Here is a 15034-nt window from a genome sequence, read left to right on the forward strand (position 1 = left end):
CTGGTGCTGGTAGGCTGGTGGTTCTCACAAGGCAAACCCCTCCTATGAAACTCGCCATCCTCGACCGCGACGGCACCCTCAACCCGATGGGGGATGAATACATCACTTCGGCCGACGAGTGGGCGGCGGTGCCGGGCGCGCTCGAAGCCATTGCCCGCCTCAACCATGCCGGCTGGCATGTGGTGGTCGCCACCAACCAGCCGGGATTGGGCCGGGGCCTGTTTGACGTGGTGGCGCTCAACGCCATCCACGCCAAGATGCACCGGCAGGTGGCGGCGGTGGGCGGGCGCATCGACGCGGTGTTTTATTGCCCCCATGCGGCCGACGAGGACTGCAGCTGCCGCAAGCCCGCCCCGGGCCTGCTGGAGCAGATTTGCGACCGCTACGGCATGGAGCGTAACGAGGTCCGCGTGGTCGGCAGCTGCGAGGCCCACCTGCAGGCGGGTGCCGCCCTGGGGGCCCAGTTGCACCTGGTGTGCACCGGCCGGTCTGCCGCGTTGCGGCCGGGCGGGGCGTTGCCTGCGGGGTTGCCGGCGGGTACGCAGTTGCACGCCAGCCTCGGAGATTTTGTGGACCAGTTGCTGCCGGTGGTGCCAAGCGCAGCAGCCGCCGTGGCCGCAGCGCCCTTGCCGCTGTCGTAATAGGGCGCAGCAGCATCTTGATGCTATTTAATTCATAGCTGTTGGCGCATATTTCACTAGCGCTTGCGGCCAAAAAGACATCCCAATGGCTCTTATCCGTTCTGTCATTCACCTTCTCTGGATGGGCATCACCGTGGTGCCTTACGCGCTGGCCATCATGCTGGGCACGCTGCTGGGCGTGCGGGGTGTGCCCCTGTACCGTATCGCCCGGGCCTGGTTGTCGCTGTGCATCAGCGGCGCGCGGGTGGTTCTGGGCATCCGCGCCGAGGTGACCGGCATGGAGAACCTGCCGCAGGGCGCCAATGAAGGCGCGATCCTGCTGGTCAAGCACCAGTCCACGTACGAGACCTTCCTGATGCCGGTGATCATGCCGCACCCCCTGGCCTACGTGTTCAAGAAGGAGCTGCTGCACGTGCCCTTCTTCGGCTGGGCCATCGGGCGGCTGGACATGATCCACATCGACCGCAACCAGCGCACGCAGGCCTTCAACAAGGTGGTGCAGCAGGGCAAGGACCTGCTGGCCAAGGGCATCTGGATCATCATGTTCCCCGAGGGCACGCGCATCGAGCGGGGGCAGAAGGGCAACTACAAGACCGGCGGTACGCGCCTGGCGATTGACACCGGTGCGCCGGTGATTCCGATCGCCGTGACCTCGGCCAAGGTGTGGCCGCGCAAGGCGTTCGTCAAGCGCCCCGGCGTGGTGGATGTGTCGATTGGCAAGCCCATCTCCAGCGTGGGGCGCCAGCCCGACGAACTGATGCGCGAGGTGGAGGCCTGGATCGAGGCCGAGATGCGTCGTCTGGACCCAGAGGCTTACCCAGCCCCTGCGGCCAACACCGCGGCACCCAGCGGGAAGTAAACCGACCGTGATGCAGCGGCTTGTGCAACTGGCGCTGGACCTGTTTGACCCGCCCGGGACCCCCGCAGCAGGCCCCAGTCCTGTGGCTGCAGGTTTCAAGCCCAATCAGCCACAAGCGCTAGTCGATCAATCGCCGGTAGCTCCTAAAACTATAGTGAGCCGGCCTGCGGCGCCTGCGGTGCCGCTGCCCTCGCTGTTGTCGCCTGCCGAATTCCGCCACCCCCAGGCCAGCCGCGAGGTGTTGCTGGGAGATGCCGTCGTGGCCTATGCGCTGCAGCGCGCGCGCCGCCGCAGCATCGGCTTTACCGTGGGGGCCGATGGCCTGTCGGTGCGGGCCCCCAGCTGGGTGACGCTGGGCGCAGTGGATGCCGCGCTGCGCGAGAAGTCCGACTGGATCTTGCGCAAGCTGTCGGAGGCGCGCGAGCGCCAGCAGCGCATGGAAGGCGGTCGTATCGTCTGGGCCCATGGCGCAGAGCTGCCCTATCTGGGAGAGCCGCTGAGGCTGGTGCTGGACCCGAGCCACGGCTTTGCGGGCAAAGGTGGAGCGCTGGTGGCGGCGGTGGAGCCGGGCGGCACAGCCACGACGCCCAGCCTGCACATTGGCCTGCCGCACAGCGCCAGCCCCGCACAGGTCCGCGATGTCGTCCAGGCCTGGTTGATGCGCGACGCGCGCCGCCACTTCACCGAGCGGCTGGACCATTTTGCCCCGCTGCTGGGCGTGCGCTGGGCCAGCCTGCGCCTGTCGAGCGCCAATACCCGCTGGGGCAGCGCCAAGGCCGACGGCTCCATCCGCCTGAACTGGCGCCTGCTGCACTACCGCCCGGCCATCATCGACTACGTCGTGGCGCACGAACTGGCCCACCTGCGCGTGATGGACCACAGTCCCCGTTTCTGGGACACCGTGGCCACCGTGGTGCCGGACTATGCGCAGCTGCGCAGCCATCTCCGTGATGAACCCGCCCCGCTATGGTGAATCCCCCCTGAGTCGCCTTCGGCGCCTTCCCTCAAGGGGGGCGACGCCCTCGCTGCGGGGCGGCCCTTGGCTTGCGTCCCTCGCGCCGGTCGCGCCCAGTCCAAACGTTTTGCCTAGTGCCCAGAAAGGATTGAAACCATGAAAAATACGCTCTCCTCCGTTACTCCCGCCGAAGGCTATGCCGGTGACGTGACGCCCCAACAGGCCTGGCAATGGGTGCAGGCGGGACAGGCCGTGCTGGTGGACGTGCGCAGCGACGCCGAACGCGAGTGGGTGGGCCACGTGCCCGGCGCCGCTGCGGTGGCCTGGAAGCAATGGCCGGGCATGGCGATGAACGCCGACTTTGATGCCCAGATGCGCGCTGCGGTGCCCGAGGGTGGACGGGCCGTGCTGCTGTGCCGCAGCGGTGTGCGCTCCATTGCCGCCGCGCGCCGCGCCACCGAGTTGGGTATCACCGCGTACAACATCCTCGAAGGGTTTGAGGGCGATGCGGATGCGCAAGGCCAACGCGGCAAACGTGGTGGCTGGCGCTTTCATGGCCTGCCGTGGAAGCAGGGCTGATTCGCTATCAAAAAAAGAGCTGCCAGCGCTTTTTCTACTAGCGCTGGCAGCTCAGAGGGCTTGAATCTGCGAGAGACTACTTGGCCAGTGGCGGAATCCGCAGCTTCTGGCCGGGATAGATCTTGTCGGGGTGGCTCAGCATGGGCTTGTTGGCCTCGAAGATCACGGGGTACTTGTTGGCGTCGCCATAGAACTTCTTGGCAATGGCGCTCAGCGTGTCGCCGCGCACCACGTCGTGGTATTGGGCTTCGGGCTCGGGGTTGGTCACCTCCATCAGGTTCTCGACGCTGGTCACGCTGGCCACGTTGCCGCAGCACAGGGTGACTTTTTCCTTGGCGGCCTGGGTGGGCGCGGTGCCTTTGACGGTGACCTTGCCTTGCGTGCCGTCGAATGCCACCTGTACGTTGCTGGCGCCCAGGTTCTGGGACGCGATGTAGGTCTCGATGGCCTTGGATGCCTTGGCGTTGAGCTCATCCTGCGTGGGGGCGGCTGCCGTGGCGGCCTGCGCTTCTTTGCCGCCGAACAGCTTTTCGCCGGCTTCCTTGATGAAACTGAAAAGACCCATGTCGTACCTCCTAATGTTGCAGAAACAGGAAGGACCACTGTAGCGGGTACGGGCGGCTGCGTCGTGTCGGACAGGGGCGCGACACGATTTTTCACAATTTGGGGGCCGGGGAGGGTTGGTGCTGCAGTGGCTGTCGCCCTCGGGCAGGGGTGCATCGCAAAACTCGGGATAATCCGCCGCATGACTTTTCTGGCCATCGACGTCGGTAACACCCGTCTCAAATGGGCGTTGTACGACGCTCCCCGCCCCGGGGCTGCGCTCATTGCGCATGGCGCCGAGTTTCTCGACCACATCGACCGCCTGGCCGAAGGCAGCTGGGCCTCGCTGCCCCATCCGACACGCATGCTGGGCTGTGTGGTGGCGGGAGATGCCGTCAAACGCCGCGTACAGGAACAGATGGAAATCTGGGACGTCACCCCCTCGTGGGTGGTGTCATCGGCGCAAGAGGCGGGGTTGACCAACGGCTACGACCACCCCTCGCGCCTGGGCTCGGACCGGTGGGTGGCCATGATCGGCGCACGCCACCATGTGCTGGCAAGCGGCTCTGCACGGCCGCTGGTGGTGGTGATGGTGGGCACGGCCGTGACGGTGGAGTGCATCGACACCGAGGGCCGCTTCATGGGCGGCCTGATCCTGCCCGGCCACGGCATCATGCTGCGTGCGCTTGAATCCGGCACCGCCGGCCTGCACGTGCCTACGGGCGAAGTGCGCCCGTTCCCTACCAACACCAGCGATGCGCTGACCAGCGGCGGCACCTACGCCATCGCGGGGGCCGTAGAGCGCATGTACCAGCACCTGTTGCAGCACTGCGGCCAGGAGCCTGCCTGCATCATGACCGGCGGCGCCGGCTGGAAGATGGCGCCCAGCATGACGCGGCCGTTTGAGCTGGTGGACAACCTGATTTTTGACGGACTTCTGGAGATTGCCGCGCAGCGGTTTGGGGGCTGAGGGCTTTTGAGCTCCGCATCCATAGCAGCGCGACACGGCAATCTACTGCAAACCTCTGTGCAAAACTGGCGCTGCGCAAGCCAGAGACACCGAGCAAGGGCCGTCCCGCAGTGAGGGTGTCGTCCACCTTCCCGAATGGCGTAGCCAGTCGAGAGAAGGGGGAAGCGGCAAAGCCGCTCAGAGGGATGCCTCTTACTCTTCTTCCAGTTCCGCCCGTGCCATCTCCACATCCAGCCGCTCCATGGCATCCATGGGTTCCGCGGTGGCGGCCTTTTCGTAGAGCGCAGTGGCTTCCTTCATCTTCTTGTCGCCCTCCAGCATGACGAGGGCATTGGCGTACTCAATCATGGCGATGGCCGATCCCGGGTTGAGCTTGAGGGCCTCCTGGAACAGCTTGAGGCCCGTGTCCTTCTTGGCGCCATAGGTCATGCCGCCAATCAGCGAACCCACCTTGTCGATCACCTCCGCATGGAAGGCACCCAGCGCAATGCGCGCATCGGCGTGTTTGGGCGACAGGGTGATGGCCTTTTCCAGCGACTCCTTCACCTTGCCGCCCAGGCCCTGCGCCAGCGCCTTGGCCACGCTGATGCCCTGGCTGTAGCGGCCCAGCGCATACGCATGCCAGTACCAGGCGTTGGCGTTGTTCGGTTCTGCGGCTGCCTGGGCCTCGGCCCTTTCGGCCACCTGCATGAACAGGTCCAGCCGCGTCTTTTCCTTGGGCTCCAGGTAGTTGGCGTAGATGGAGGTGGCCTTGTTGGCTGCGGTAATGCCCGCTCCACCGGCCGCCAGGCCTGCAGCCGCCGCTTTTTCAAAGTCGCCGTTGTGGAACAGCGCCCACGCTTCCAGCGCGGCTGCGTCCTTGGGGCAGGGTTCGGCATCACCGCCATGCAGTCGTGCCCAGTGCTTCTTGACGCTCGCAGCGTCGAACTGGTAGTCGCCGGCGTGGGGGAAGGGGGTCCATTTGGCCATGGTGTGTGTCTCCGGAAGTTCTTGTGGTTGGGTGTCTGTGGTGGGCCGTCTCTGTATCAGCCAGGCACTGCGGCGTAGGCGCCGACCAGCTCCAGCAGGTGGGCCCGCTGGCCGCTTTCGAGGTAGGGCATGAGCAGGTTCAGCACATGGTGGGCTCCGCGCAGCAGCGCGGCCTGGGCACTTTCAGGCTCCAGCGCGCGGCGCGGGTCGCGCACGTATTCAAAACTGAGCCAGTAGGTGAGCACCACGACCATGCTGGTGGCGGTGGCCTCCAACTCGCGCGAGTCGATGTGCAGCGCGTCTGCGCGTCCCATGCCATCGAGCATGGCGCGCACGGCGCGGGTCTTGTTTTTGAGGATGGCCTGGAAGTGCGTCTCCAGGCGCCGGTTCTTGGACAGCAGGTCGTTGAGATCGCGGTACAGAAAGCGGTACTGCCAGATCAGCTCGAACAGCGAGTGCATGAAGAACCAGGCGTCCTCCACATTGCGCACACCATCTGCTGCGGCCAGCAGCTCGGTGAGCGAGCCTTCGTAGCGATCAAACAGCGCGTTGATCAGCTCGTCCTTGGCGGGGTAGTGGTAGTAGAGATTGCCAGGGCTGATGCGCAACTCGGCCGAGATCAGGGTGGTGGAGACGTTGGGTTCACCGAACCGGTTGAACAGGTCCAGCGTCACTTCCAGAATGCGTTCTGCGGTGCGGCGTGGCGCTTTCTTCACCATGTGTGTGGGCCCCTTCGCGTCGTTGTGTGTCGTTGTTGCGTTGTCTCTGATGGCTACTCTAACCCACGCAGTCATGCTGCAGTGCGACATGAGAAGAGGGCGCGCGTGTCGCTCCCAGATCGCTTTTAGCGCACTTCACGGGTTTCACCAAAAAAAGAAAAGCGGTCCAGGCGCCGTGGCGCGCGGACCGCTTGGTGCGGGCTGGGTGCTTGCCGCTGGCAAGCCGTGATCAGCTGGCCGACGGCGTGCTGGGCGCTGCGTCGGCAGCGGCACGTGTTGCGGTCTTCTTGGCCACAGCCTTCTTTGCGGGGGCCTTGGCTGCAGGCTTTGCCGCTGCCTTGGCAGGCGCGGCCTTCTTTGCAGCCGCCTTCTTGGCAGGGGCCTTGGCAACAGGCTTGGCGGCTGCCTTGGCAGCAGCTTTGGCGGGAGCAGCCTTGCTGCCCTTGGCCAGGGCGTCCACACGGGCGCTCAGGGCTTCCAGGTCGCGGGCCGAGGGCACGCCCAGCTTGGCCAGGGCCTTGGCCACGCGGTCTTCAAAGATGTTTTCGAGCTTGTCCCACTGGCCCTGGGCCTTGGAGCCGATGTCGCTGGCCATGGTGGTCACGCGGCTGGTGGCTTCGGTGATCTTTTCTTCGGCCACGGCCTGGGTCTTGCGCTGGATGGTCAGGCCTTCCTTGACCAGGGCTTCAAACACCTTGCCACCTTCTTCCTGCGCCTTGGAGAAGGCACCCAAACCGGCCAGCCAGATCTGCTGGGCGGAGTCCTTGACGGTGCTGGACAGTTGGGCGTTGCTCTTCTTCTTGTCAGCGCTGAGTTTCTGCAGTTTCTTGACCATAAGGCCTCCATGGTGCGGTTGGTTGGGGTTGCCGGGGCGATTTTGCCTTCGACGCATGGCCGCACTGTACGCCGCACGGTGCGCAAGGTGTAGGCGCGCGCTCCTAAAAATGTAGAGCGTGCCATCTAGCCCGCCTGCCGGCTGGGCACCTAGCATCGGCGCGGGTTTCTGCTGAATCGGGGTGTGCAGGCCTTGGGCAAGAATGAAGCTATCTCAGAGGAGTTATCCATGCAGTATTTCGTGACGGGGGCAACAGGGTTCATTGGCAAGCGGCTGGTCAAGAAGCTGCTGGAGCGCAAGGGGGCGGTGGTGCATTTCCTGATCCGCAAGGAAAGTGCGGACAAGGTGGCCGACCTGCGCAGCTTTTGGGGCGTAGGCCCTGCACGCGCCGTCCCCGTGTTTGGCGACCTCACCGCCAAGAAGCTGGGCGTCTCGGCAGAAGACGTGAAGAAGCTCAAGGGTCAGATCGACCACTTCTACCACCTGGCAGCGGTGTATGACCTCTCTGCTGACGAAGAAACCCAGGTGGCCGTGAACATCGAGGGCACGCGCAACACGGTGGACCTGGCCAAGGCGATGGATGCCGGGCACTTCCACCATGTCTCCTCCATCGCCGCCGCAGGTCTGTATGAAGGCGTGTTCCGCGAAGACATGTTCGAGGAAGCCGAGGGCCTGGACCACCCGTACTTCCAGACCAAACACGAGAGCGAAAAGATCGTGCGCCAGGACTGCAAGGTGCCCTGGACGGTGTACCGCCCGGCCATGGTGGTGGGCGACAGCCAGACCGGCGAGATGGACAAGATCGATGGGCCCTACTACTTCTTCAAGCTCATCCAGCGCCTGCGCCAGCTGCTGCCGCCCTGGATGCCCACCGTGGGCCTGGAAGGCGGGCGCGTGAACATCGTGCCGGTGGACTTTGTGGTGAACGCACTGAACGTCATCAGCCACCAAAAAGACATCACCAAGAAGTGTTATCACCTGGTGGACCCAGTGGGTTACCGCGTGGGGGATGTGCTCGACATCTTCAGCCGCGCCGCCCATGCGCCGCGCATGAACCTGTTCGTCAACGCAGCGCTGCTGGGCTTCATTCCGAAGAGTGTGAAGAAGAGTCTGATGGCGCTGGCGCCCGTGCGCCGCGTGCGCAATGCCGTCATGAAAGACCTGGGCTTGCCGGAGGACATGCTGACCTTCGTGAACTACCCCACCCGCTTCGACTGCCGCGAGACCATGGCAGCTCTCAAGGGTTCGGGGGTGACCTGCCCCAACCTCAAGGACTACGCCTGGCGCCTGTGGGACTACTGGGAGCGCAATCTGGATCCTGAGCTTTTCATCGACCGCACCCTCAAAGGCACGGTAGCGGGCAAGGTGGTGCTGATCACCGGTGGATCGTCTGGCATCGGGCTGGCGGCGGCGCACAAGTTTGCCGAGGCGGGTGCCACCACCATCATTTGCGGGCGCGACCAGGACAAGCTGGACGAGGCCTGTGCCGAGGCAAAGGCGAAAGGCTACAGCTTCATTGCGTACTCGGCCGACATCGCCGACATGACCGACTGCGATCGCTTTGTGCAGCTGCTCATCGACAAGCATGGCGGTGTGGATTTCCTGATCAATAACGCGGGCCGCTCCATCCGCCGCGCCATCGAGTCGAGCTACGACCGCTTCCACGATTACGAGCGCACCATGCAGCTGAACTACTTCGGCTGCCTGCGGGTGACCATGGGCTTCTTGCCTGGCATGGTCGAAAAGCGCAAGGGCCATGTGGTCAACATCAGCTCCATTGGCGTGCTCACCAACGCACCCCGCTTTTCGGCCTATGTGGCCAGCAAGGCAGCACTGGATGCCTGGACGCGTTGTGCCTCCAGCGAGTTCGCGGACCAGGGCATCACCTTCACCACCATCAACATGCCCCTGGTGCGCACGCCCATGATCGCGCCCACCAAGATCTACAACAACGTACCTACGCTGAGTCCTGAAGAGGCGGCGGACATGATCGCCCAGGCCTGCATCTTCAAGCCGGTGCGCATCGCCACGCGCCTGGGCATCACCGGCCAACTGCTGCACGCCCTGGTGCCGCGCGTGGCGCAGATCACCATGAACACGAGCTTCCGCATGTTCCCGGATTCCACCGCCGCCAAGGGCGCCAAGGATGCCAAACCGCAGTTGTCCGCCGAGGCGGTAGCGCTGCAGCAAATGATGCGTGGCATCCACTTCTGATGACCCGCCGGCCCAGACAGAAATACCCGCGTTGAACTCTGTTACCCGGGGGCCGGGCGGGGTGGGATAATCATGAGTTCTGCCGAGCTGGCATTTCACACGGCCCTCCCTATGATTCTGGTTACTGGCGGCGCGGGTTTCATCGGCGCCAACTTCGTTCTTGACTGGCTTGCTGCCTCCAGCGAGCCCGTCGTCAACCTCGACAAGCTCACCTACGCGGGCAACCTGCACAACCTGGACGGCATCCAGGGCGACCCCCGCCACATCTTCGTGCAGGGTGACATCGGCGACACGGGCCTGCTGGAGCGCTTGCTGGCAGAGCACCGGCCCCGCGCGGTGGTGAACTTCGCGGCCGAGTCGCATGTGGACCGCTCCATCCACGGCCCCGAGGATTTCATCCAGACCAACATCGTCGGTTCGTTCCGACTGCTCGAAGCCGTGCGTGCCTACTGGAGCGCGATGCCTGAGGGCGAGCGCGCGGCCTTCCGTTTCCTGCACGTGTCCACCGACGAGGTGTACGGGTCGCTGGCGCCCACCGACCCGGCCTTCGCGGAGACGCGCGGCTTCGAGCCCAACAGCCCCTACAGCGCCAGCAAGGCGGCCAGCGACCACCTGGTGCGCGCCTGGCACCACACCTATGGCCTGCCGGTGCTCACCACCAACTGCAGCAACAACTACGGGCCCTACCACTTCCCCGAGAAGCTGATCCCGCTGATGATCGTCAACGCGCTGGCCGGCAAGAACCTGCCGGTTTACGGGGACGGCATGCAGGTACGCGACTGGCTTTACGTGAAGGACCACTGCAGCGCCATCCGCCGCGTGCTGGAAGCCGGTGCCCCTGGCGAGACCTACAACGTGGGCGGCTGGAACGAGAAGCCCAACATCGAGATCGTGAACATGGTGTGCGGCCTGCTCGACGAGCTGCGCCCCCGCGCTGACGGCCAGAGCTACCGCACCCAGATCACCTACGTGAAGGACCGTCCTGGTCATGACCGCCGCTATGCCATCGATGCGCGCAAGATCGAGCGGGATCTGGGCTGGAAGCCCGCCGAGACCTTCGATACCGGCATCCGCAAGACTGTGCAGTGGTATCTGGACCATGCTGACTGGGTGGCCAGCGTGCAGACGGGGGCTTACCGCGCCTGGGTGCAGACCCAGTATGCGCAGGAGGCCGCCACTGCAGTCGTCACGGACGTTGCTGCATGAACATTTTGCTTTTTGGCAAGGGCGGTCAGGTCGGCTGGGAGCTGCAGCGCAGCCTGTCGGTGCTGGGCACGATCACGGCGCTGGACCACGACAGCACGGAACACTGTGGCGACTTTGCCAACACTGCGGGTGTGGCTGAGACGGTGCGCACCCTGCGCCCCGACGTCATTGTCAACGCCGCAGCCCACACTGCCGTGGACAAGGCCGAGAGCGAGGCCGATTTCGCTCGCACGCTGAATGCCACCACTCCCGGCGCCATCGCGCTGGAGGCGGCGAAGCTCGGCGCATGGCTGGTGCACTACAGCACCGACTACGTCTTTGACGGCAGCGGCAGCCGCCCCTGGGTCGAGACCGACATGCCTGCTCCCTTGAGCGTGTACGGTCGTACCAAGCTCGAGGGCGAGCAGCTCATCGCGCAGGCGTGCCCCAAGCACCTCATTCTGCGCACCAGCTGGGTCTATGCGGCGCGCGGCGGCAACTTCGCAAAGACCATGCTGCGCCTGGCGCAGGAGCGCGATCGCCTGACCGTGATCGACGACCAGTGGGGGGCGCCCACGGGGGGCGACCTGCTGGCCGACGTGACGGCGCATGCGCTGCGTCACCTGCAGCAGCGCCCGCAGGACGCAGGCCTGTACCACTGTGTCGCAGCCGGTGAAACAAACTGGAACGAGTACGCAAAATTCGTGATTGCGAAGGCGCAGCAAGCGCAGCCTGCTATCAAAATAAAAGCAAATGAAATTGCGCCCGTCCCGACGAGCGCATTCCCCACTCCTGCCGTGCGCCCGCACAACTCGCGCCTTCATACCGGCAAGCTGCAAGCCACCTTCGGCCTGCAGATGCCCCACTGGCAAGCGGGCGTGGCGCGCATGCTGGCTGAAATTCTCTGATCGGCACCCTCACATGACGCAACGCAAAGGCATCATCCTTGCCGGAGGCTCCGGTACCCGGCTGCATCCGGCCACCTTGGCCATCAGCAAGCAACTGCTGCCGGTGTACGACAAGCCCATGATCTACTACCCGCTGAGCACCCTGATGCTCGCGGGCATCCGCGACATCCTGGTCATCAGCACGCCGCAGGACACGCCGCGGTTTGAGCAGCTGCTGGGCGACGGCAGCCAATGGGGCCTGAACCTGCAATATGCCGTGCAGCCCAGTCCGGATGGCTTGGCGCAGGCATTCATCATCGGAGAGGCTTTCCTGGCCGGTGCGCCCAGTGCGCTGGTGCTGGGCGACAACATCTTCTACGGCCACGACTTTCACGAACTGCTGGGCAACGCGCAGCAGCGCACGGATGGCGCCAGCGTGTTCGCCTATCACGTGCATGACCCGGAGCGCTACGGTGTGGCCGAGTTCGATGCGAGCGGCAAGGTGCTGTCGCTGGAGGAAAAGCCCGCACATCCCAAGAGCAGCTATGCCGTCACCGGCTTGTACTTCTACGACAGCCAGGTGGCGCAGATGGCCAGGAGCCTCAAACCGTCTCCGCGCGGCGAGCTGGAAATCACTGACCTGAACCGGCTGTACCTGGAGCAGGGGCAGCTGAATGTAGAGATCATGGGCCGCGGCTACGCGTGGCTGGACACGGGTACCCACGAAAGCCTGCTGGAGGCCAGCCAGTTCATCGCCACGCTGGAGCACCGTCAGGGCCTCAAGATCGCATGCCCGGAAGAAATTGCCTGGCGGTCACAGTGGATCGACAGTGCGCAGCTGGAGCGCCTGGCCAAACCTCTGGCCAAGAATGGCTACGGCCAGTACCTTCAGCGCCTGCTGAACGACAAGGTTTATTGATCTGCCATGCAAGCTATACGGCAATCCATCCCAGACGTGGTACTGATCGAACCCAAGGTGTTCGGTGACAGCCGCGGATTTTTCTACGAGAGTTTCAACGAGAAGGCCTTTCGCGAGGCCACCGGCGTGCAGGACGCGTTCGTGCAGGACAACCACAGCCGCAGCAGCCAGGGCGTGCTGCGCGGCCTGCACTACCAGCTGCCGCCCCGCGCTCAGGGCAAGCTGGTGCGTGTGGTACGCGGGGCTGTATTTGATGTGGCGGTTGATATCCGCAAAGACTCACAGACCTTTGGTCAATGGGTGGGGGCGCTGCTGACGGAGGACAACCATCGTCAACTCTGGGTTCCCCCAGGCCTGGCACACGGTTTTTTAGTGCTCTCCGAGTCTGCCGATTTCCTGTACAAAACCACGGACTACTACAGCCCCGAACACGAGCGCTGTATCCGTTGGGATGATCCCAGGCTTGCGATTGCATGGCCCACGCTGGACGTGCAGATTCAGCTGTCGGCCAAGGACCAGTCCGGCCGTCTGCTCGCCGAGGCCGACCTTTGACATTGTTGTTGGAGGCAGGTAGCTCGGAGGGGCGTCCAGCCCCGCTGCGCATTGCCGTTCTAGGGGCAAAAGGGATACCGGCGAGCTACGGGGGGTTTGAGACGTTTGCCGAACAGCTGTCCGTTCGCCTCGCAGAGCGGGGACACTCGGTTACGGTGTATGCCGAGTCCGATCAGGATGCTGTGGCGGATAGCCAGTTCCAAGGCGTTCGGGTGCGTTATCGGCGTCGCCCGCAATGGGGGCCCGCCTCCGTGTTAGCCTACGACTGTGCATGCCTTTGGGATGCCCGCCACGGATACGATCTGGTTTACATGTTGGGCTACGGTGCCGCTTGGGCTTGTTGGTGGCCCCGGGTCAGCGGGACCCCTGTGTGGATCAATATGGATGGCCTGGAATGGGCCCGCAGTAAGTGGGGCTGGGCGGCGCGCGCGTATCTGCGCTGCATGGAATGGGTGGCGACATTGACTGCTACACGCCTGATTGCCGATGCCAACGCTATTGCGCAGAGGCTGCAGAACGTTTATCCCAAGGGTGCGCCTTCCAGTTTTATTGCCTATGGCGCTGAGCCCGTGCGCGAGGGCTCGCTGGATTCTTCAGCGCTCTCGGCTTGGGGGCTGGTGCCGTTTCAGTATATGGTCGTAGTGGCGCGTCCCGAGCCGGAGAACCACCTCCTGGAGATCATTGAGGGCTATATCTTGCATGGCGGCGAGTGGCCCCTCGTGATCGTGGGAGACGTCTCCGGTGCCACCCCTTATCAGCAGCGCTTGCTTCAGTACACCAGTGAATGCGTGCGGTTCGTCGGCGGCATTTACGATCCCCGGCAACTGGCGTGCGTGCGCGCGCATGCGGCCTGCTATATCCATGGCCATTCGGTCGGCGGTACCAACCCCTCTTTGCTAGAGGCCATGGCCTGCGGCAACTGGGTGGTGGCCCACGACAATCCGTTCAACCGAGAAGTGGCACGCGATGCTGCAGACTACTTCGGATCGCCGGAGGAGCTGGCGCGCCGTTTGGATCAATTGGTCGGCCAGTGGCAACTGGCTTACCCTGAGCGCAGTCGACGTGCCCGGGACATCGTGGATACCTATTACACATGGGAGGGCATCACCGACGCCTATGAAACCTTGATGTATGCGCAGTGCCAGTCCTCCGCTGCGTTGCCCCATCCGGCGGAGGGCCTGTGACGGCTGTGTGGGGAGCGCGCGATCCTGTACGACCTAGCGAGGGGCTGCAGCCCCTAGCGGGGCAGCCCTTGGTCGATATCCTTATGGCCACATACAACGGCGCAAAGTATTTGGCTGACCAGTTAGATTCTCTGTTGGCGCAGACGCATCAGAACTTTCGTCTGCTGGTTAGCGACGATGGTTCTACAGACGGCACCCTGGCCCTGCTAGAGACGTATCGTTCCCGTCTCGGGGATCGTTTGGTCGTGGTGCCCCATCCTGGGATGGGACAAGGGGTTGTCAAGAACTTTGAAAATTTGATGCGAGCCAGCCTTCAAGGCTGCCATGCGCACTGGATCGCTTTCTCCGACCAGGACGACGTCTGGCTGCCAGAAAAAGTTGAGCGCTGTCTGCATGTATTGATGCAGTTGGAGCAAGCCACGGGCGTCCATCAACCTTGCTTGGTGCATTCCGATCTGACCGTTGTGGACGATGAGCTGAACGTCATCGCACCTTCTTTTTCGCAGCACCAGCGCATGGATCCTGCGGCATGTTCTCCTACCGCGCTACTCAGTATCAATCAGGTCACGGGTTGTACGATGATGATCAACCGCGCGCTGTTGGAGATGTCCCTGCCTCTGCCTGATCAGACCATCATGCATGACTGGTGGTGCGCTCTGTTGAGCAGCAGCGGGCGCCGCACCTTCCTTGCCGAACAGCTGATCCTCTACCGGCAGCATGGATTCAACCAGCTCGGTGCCAAGGATCGAAGGCTGAAGATGCGTCTTTTACGCCTTGTCACGAATGGGCGCGGAGTGCTGCGGCGCGTGCTCAACCTCGGCCGTGCAACAAAAGCCCAAGCCGAGGCCCTGCAATCGCGTCTGGATGGCCGAGGCTATCCCGGGGGCTACGTGTCAGAATACCTTGCTTGGCGCGGCGCGCCCCTCCGGAGCAGGCTCCTGGGGTACCGCAGTTATTACATCGGGCCTGAGCTGGATCGGTTGAGCCGTTGTCTGCTGTGGTGCAGATGATGGTTGTGCCGGG

The 15034-nt window shown here is 63.8% G+C and carries 16 protein-coding genes; 12 read left to right on the plus strand and 4 right to left on the minus strand.

The annotated features are described in order from the left end of the window. Positions 1–44 precede the first annotated feature (44 nt). From gmhB to C8C96_RS07350, 4 genes are all read left to right on the plus strand, one after another. Entirely contained in the window at positions 45–641 is a 597-nt protein-coding gene (gene gmhB, locus C8C96_RS07335; RefSeq protein WP_056059492.1) for a D-glycero-beta-D-manno-heptose 1,7-bisphosphate 7-phosphatase, read from the plus strand. 85 nt (positions 642–726) lie between these two features. Continuing rightward, a complete protein-coding gene (locus tag C8C96_RS07340) occupies positions 727–1500 on the plus strand; it encodes a 1-acyl-sn-glycerol-3-phosphate acyltransferase (RefSeq protein WP_056059490.1) in 774 nt (257 codons plus the stop codon). 10 nt (positions 1501–1510) lie between these two features. Continuing rightward, on the plus strand, positions 1511–2473 hold the full coding sequence (locus C8C96_RS07345; RefSeq protein WP_056059488.1) for a M48 family metallopeptidase: 963 nt from the start codon (positions 1511–1513) through the stop codon (positions 2471–2473). Between the two features lie 138 nt (positions 2474–2611). Then, a complete protein-coding gene (locus C8C96_RS07350) occupies positions 2612–3034 on the plus strand; it encodes a rhodanese-like domain-containing protein (protein WP_056059486.1) in 423 nt (140 codons plus the stop codon). Positions 3035–3110: 76 nt separating this feature from the next. On the opposite strand, the gene lysM is transcribed toward C8C96_RS07350, so the two are convergent. After that, on the minus strand, positions 3111–3599 hold the full coding sequence (gene lysM, locus C8C96_RS07355; RefSeq protein WP_121941906.1) for a peptidoglycan-binding protein LysM: 489 nt from the start codon (positions 3597–3599) through the stop codon (positions 3111–3113). Positions 3600–3779: 180 nt separating this feature from the next. Between lysM and C8C96_RS07360 the strand changes: the two genes are divergently transcribed. Continuing rightward, complete coding sequence (locus tag C8C96_RS07360) at positions 3780–4547, plus strand: type III pantothenate kinase (RefSeq protein WP_121941907.1); 768 nt, start codon at positions 3780–3782, stop codon at positions 4545–4547. 192 nt (positions 4548–4739) lie between these two features. Here the strand turns inward: C8C96_RS07360 and C8C96_RS07370 are convergent, their stop codons facing one another. The 3 genes from C8C96_RS07370 to C8C96_RS07380 form a co-directional block, all read right to left on the minus strand. Further along, complete coding sequence (locus C8C96_RS07370; RefSeq protein WP_121941909.1) at positions 4740–5516, minus strand: hypothetical protein; 777 nt, start codon at positions 5514–5516, stop codon at positions 4740–4742. 56 nt (positions 5517–5572) lie between these two features. Further along, entirely contained in the window at positions 5573–6235 is a 663-nt protein-coding gene (locus tag C8C96_RS07375; protein WP_056059478.1) for a TetR/AcrR family transcriptional regulator, read from the minus strand. A 229-nt stretch (positions 6236–6464) separates the two neighbouring features. Further along, positions 6465–7070: a phasin family protein gene (locus C8C96_RS07380; RefSeq protein WP_121941910.1), complete on the minus strand. Its 606-nt coding sequence runs from the start codon at positions 7068–7070 to the stop codon at positions 6465–6467. 228 nt (positions 7071–7298) lie between these two features. Between C8C96_RS07380 and C8C96_RS07385 the strand changes: the two genes are divergently transcribed. The 7 genes from C8C96_RS07385 to C8C96_RS07415 all read left to right on the plus strand — a co-directional run bounded on the left by C8C96_RS07385 (position 7299) and on the right by C8C96_RS07415 (position 15021). After that, positions 7299–9284 (plus strand): SDR family oxidoreductase, encoded by a 1986-nt coding sequence (locus C8C96_RS07385; RefSeq protein WP_121941911.1) that lies wholly within the window; start codon positions 7299–7301, stop codon positions 9282–9284. 111 nt (positions 9285–9395) lie between these two features. Next, entirely contained in the window at positions 9396–10490 is a 1095-nt protein-coding gene (rfbB, locus tag C8C96_RS07390) for a dTDP-glucose 4,6-dehydratase (protein WP_121941912.1), read from the plus strand. Beyond that, positions 10487–11377 (plus strand): dTDP-4-dehydrorhamnose reductase, encoded by an 891-nt coding sequence (gene rfbD, locus C8C96_RS07395; protein WP_121941913.1) that lies wholly within the window; start codon positions 10487–10489, stop codon positions 11375–11377. Before rfbB ends, rfbD begins: the two co-directional genes overlap by 4 nt. A 13-nt stretch (positions 11378–11390) precedes the next feature. After that, positions 11391–12275 carry a glucose-1-phosphate thymidylyltransferase RfbA gene (gene rfbA, locus C8C96_RS07400; protein WP_121941914.1) on the plus strand — a complete coding sequence of 295 codons (885 nt, stop codon included), beginning with the start codon at positions 11391–11393 and terminating at the stop codon, positions 12273–12275. Between the two features lie 6 nt (positions 12276–12281). After that, complete coding sequence (rfbC, locus tag C8C96_RS07405) at positions 12282–12827, plus strand: dTDP-4-dehydrorhamnose 3,5-epimerase (RefSeq protein WP_056745424.1); 546 nt, start codon at positions 12282–12284, stop codon at positions 12825–12827. Then, on the plus strand, positions 12749–14011 hold the full coding sequence (locus C8C96_RS07410; RefSeq protein WP_121941915.1) for a DUF1972 domain-containing protein: 1263 nt from the start codon (positions 12749–12751) through the stop codon (positions 14009–14011). Before rfbC ends, C8C96_RS07410 begins: the two co-directional genes overlap by 79 nt. An 83-nt stretch (positions 14012–14094) precedes the next feature. Next, positions 14095–15021: a glycosyltransferase family 2 protein gene (locus C8C96_RS07415; RefSeq protein WP_121943917.1), complete on the plus strand. Its 927-nt coding sequence runs from the start codon at positions 14095–14097 to the stop codon at positions 15019–15021. Positions 15022–15034 lie beyond the last annotated feature (13 nt).

Origin of the sequence: Acidovorax sp. 100 (assembly GCF_003688355.1) — a bacterium.
In the GTDB taxonomy this organism is placed as follows: Bacteria; Pseudomonadota; Gammaproteobacteria; order Burkholderiales; family Burkholderiaceae_C; genus Acidovorax; species Acidovorax delafieldii.

Excerpts from the sequence above, each read along its gene's own strand:
- rfbB (WP_121941912.1), top strand. The coding sequence starts at position 9,396 with ATGATTCTGGTTACTGGCGGCGCGGGTTTCATCGGCGCCAACTTCGTT.
- C8C96_RS07385 (WP_121941911.1), top strand. The coding sequence starts at position 7,299 with ATGCAGTATTTCGTGACGGGGGCAACAGGGTTCATTGGCAAGCGGCTG.
- rfbA (WP_121941914.1), top strand. The coding sequence starts at position 11,391 with ATGACGCAACGCAAAGGCATCATCCTTGCCGGAGGCTCCGGTACCCGG.
- C8C96_RS07380 (WP_121941910.1), bottom strand. The coding sequence starts at position 7,070 with ATGGTCAAGAAACTGCAGAAACTCAGCGCTGACAAGAAGAAGAGCAAC.
- C8C96_RS07360 (WP_121941907.1), top strand. The coding sequence starts at position 3,780 with ATGACTTTTCTGGCCATCGACGTCGGTAACACCCGTCTCAAATGGGCG.
- rfbD (WP_121941913.1), top strand. The coding sequence starts at position 10,487 with ATGAACATTTTGCTTTTTGGCAAGGGCGGTCAGGTCGGCTGGGAGCTG.
- C8C96_RS07370 (WP_121941909.1), bottom strand. The coding sequence starts at position 5,516 with ATGGCCAAATGGACCCCCTTCCCCCACGCCGGCGACTACCAGTTCGAC.
- rfbC (WP_056745424.1), top strand. The coding sequence starts at position 12,282 with ATGCAAGCTATACGGCAATCCATCCCAGACGTGGTACTGATCGAACCC.
- C8C96_RS07345 (WP_056059488.1), top strand. The coding sequence starts at position 1,511 with ATGCAGCGGCTTGTGCAACTGGCGCTGGACCTGTTTGACCCGCCCGGG.
- C8C96_RS07375 (WP_056059478.1), bottom strand. The coding sequence starts at position 6,235 with ATGGTGAAGAAAGCGCCACGCCGCACCGCAGAACGCATTCTGGAAGTG.
- C8C96_RS07415 (WP_121943917.1), top strand. The coding sequence starts at position 14,095 with ATGGCCACATACAACGGCGCAAAGTATTTGGCTGACCAGTTAGATTCT.
- C8C96_RS07340 (WP_056059490.1), top strand. The coding sequence starts at position 727 with ATGGCTCTTATCCGTTCTGTCATTCACCTTCTCTGGATGGGCATCACC.
- C8C96_RS07350 (WP_056059486.1), top strand. The coding sequence starts at position 2,612 with ATGAAAAATACGCTCTCCTCCGTTACTCCCGCCGAAGGCTATGCCGGT.
- C8C96_RS07410 (WP_121941915.1), top strand. The coding sequence starts at position 12,749 with ATGGCCCACGCTGGACGTGCAGATTCAGCTGTCGGCCAAGGACCAGTC.
- gmhB (WP_056059492.1), top strand. The coding sequence starts at position 45 with ATGAAACTCGCCATCCTCGACCGCGACGGCACCCTCAACCCGATGGGG.
- lysM (WP_121941906.1), bottom strand. The coding sequence starts at position 3,599 with ATGGGTCTTTTCAGTTTCATCAAGGAAGCCGGCGAAAAGCTGTTCGGC.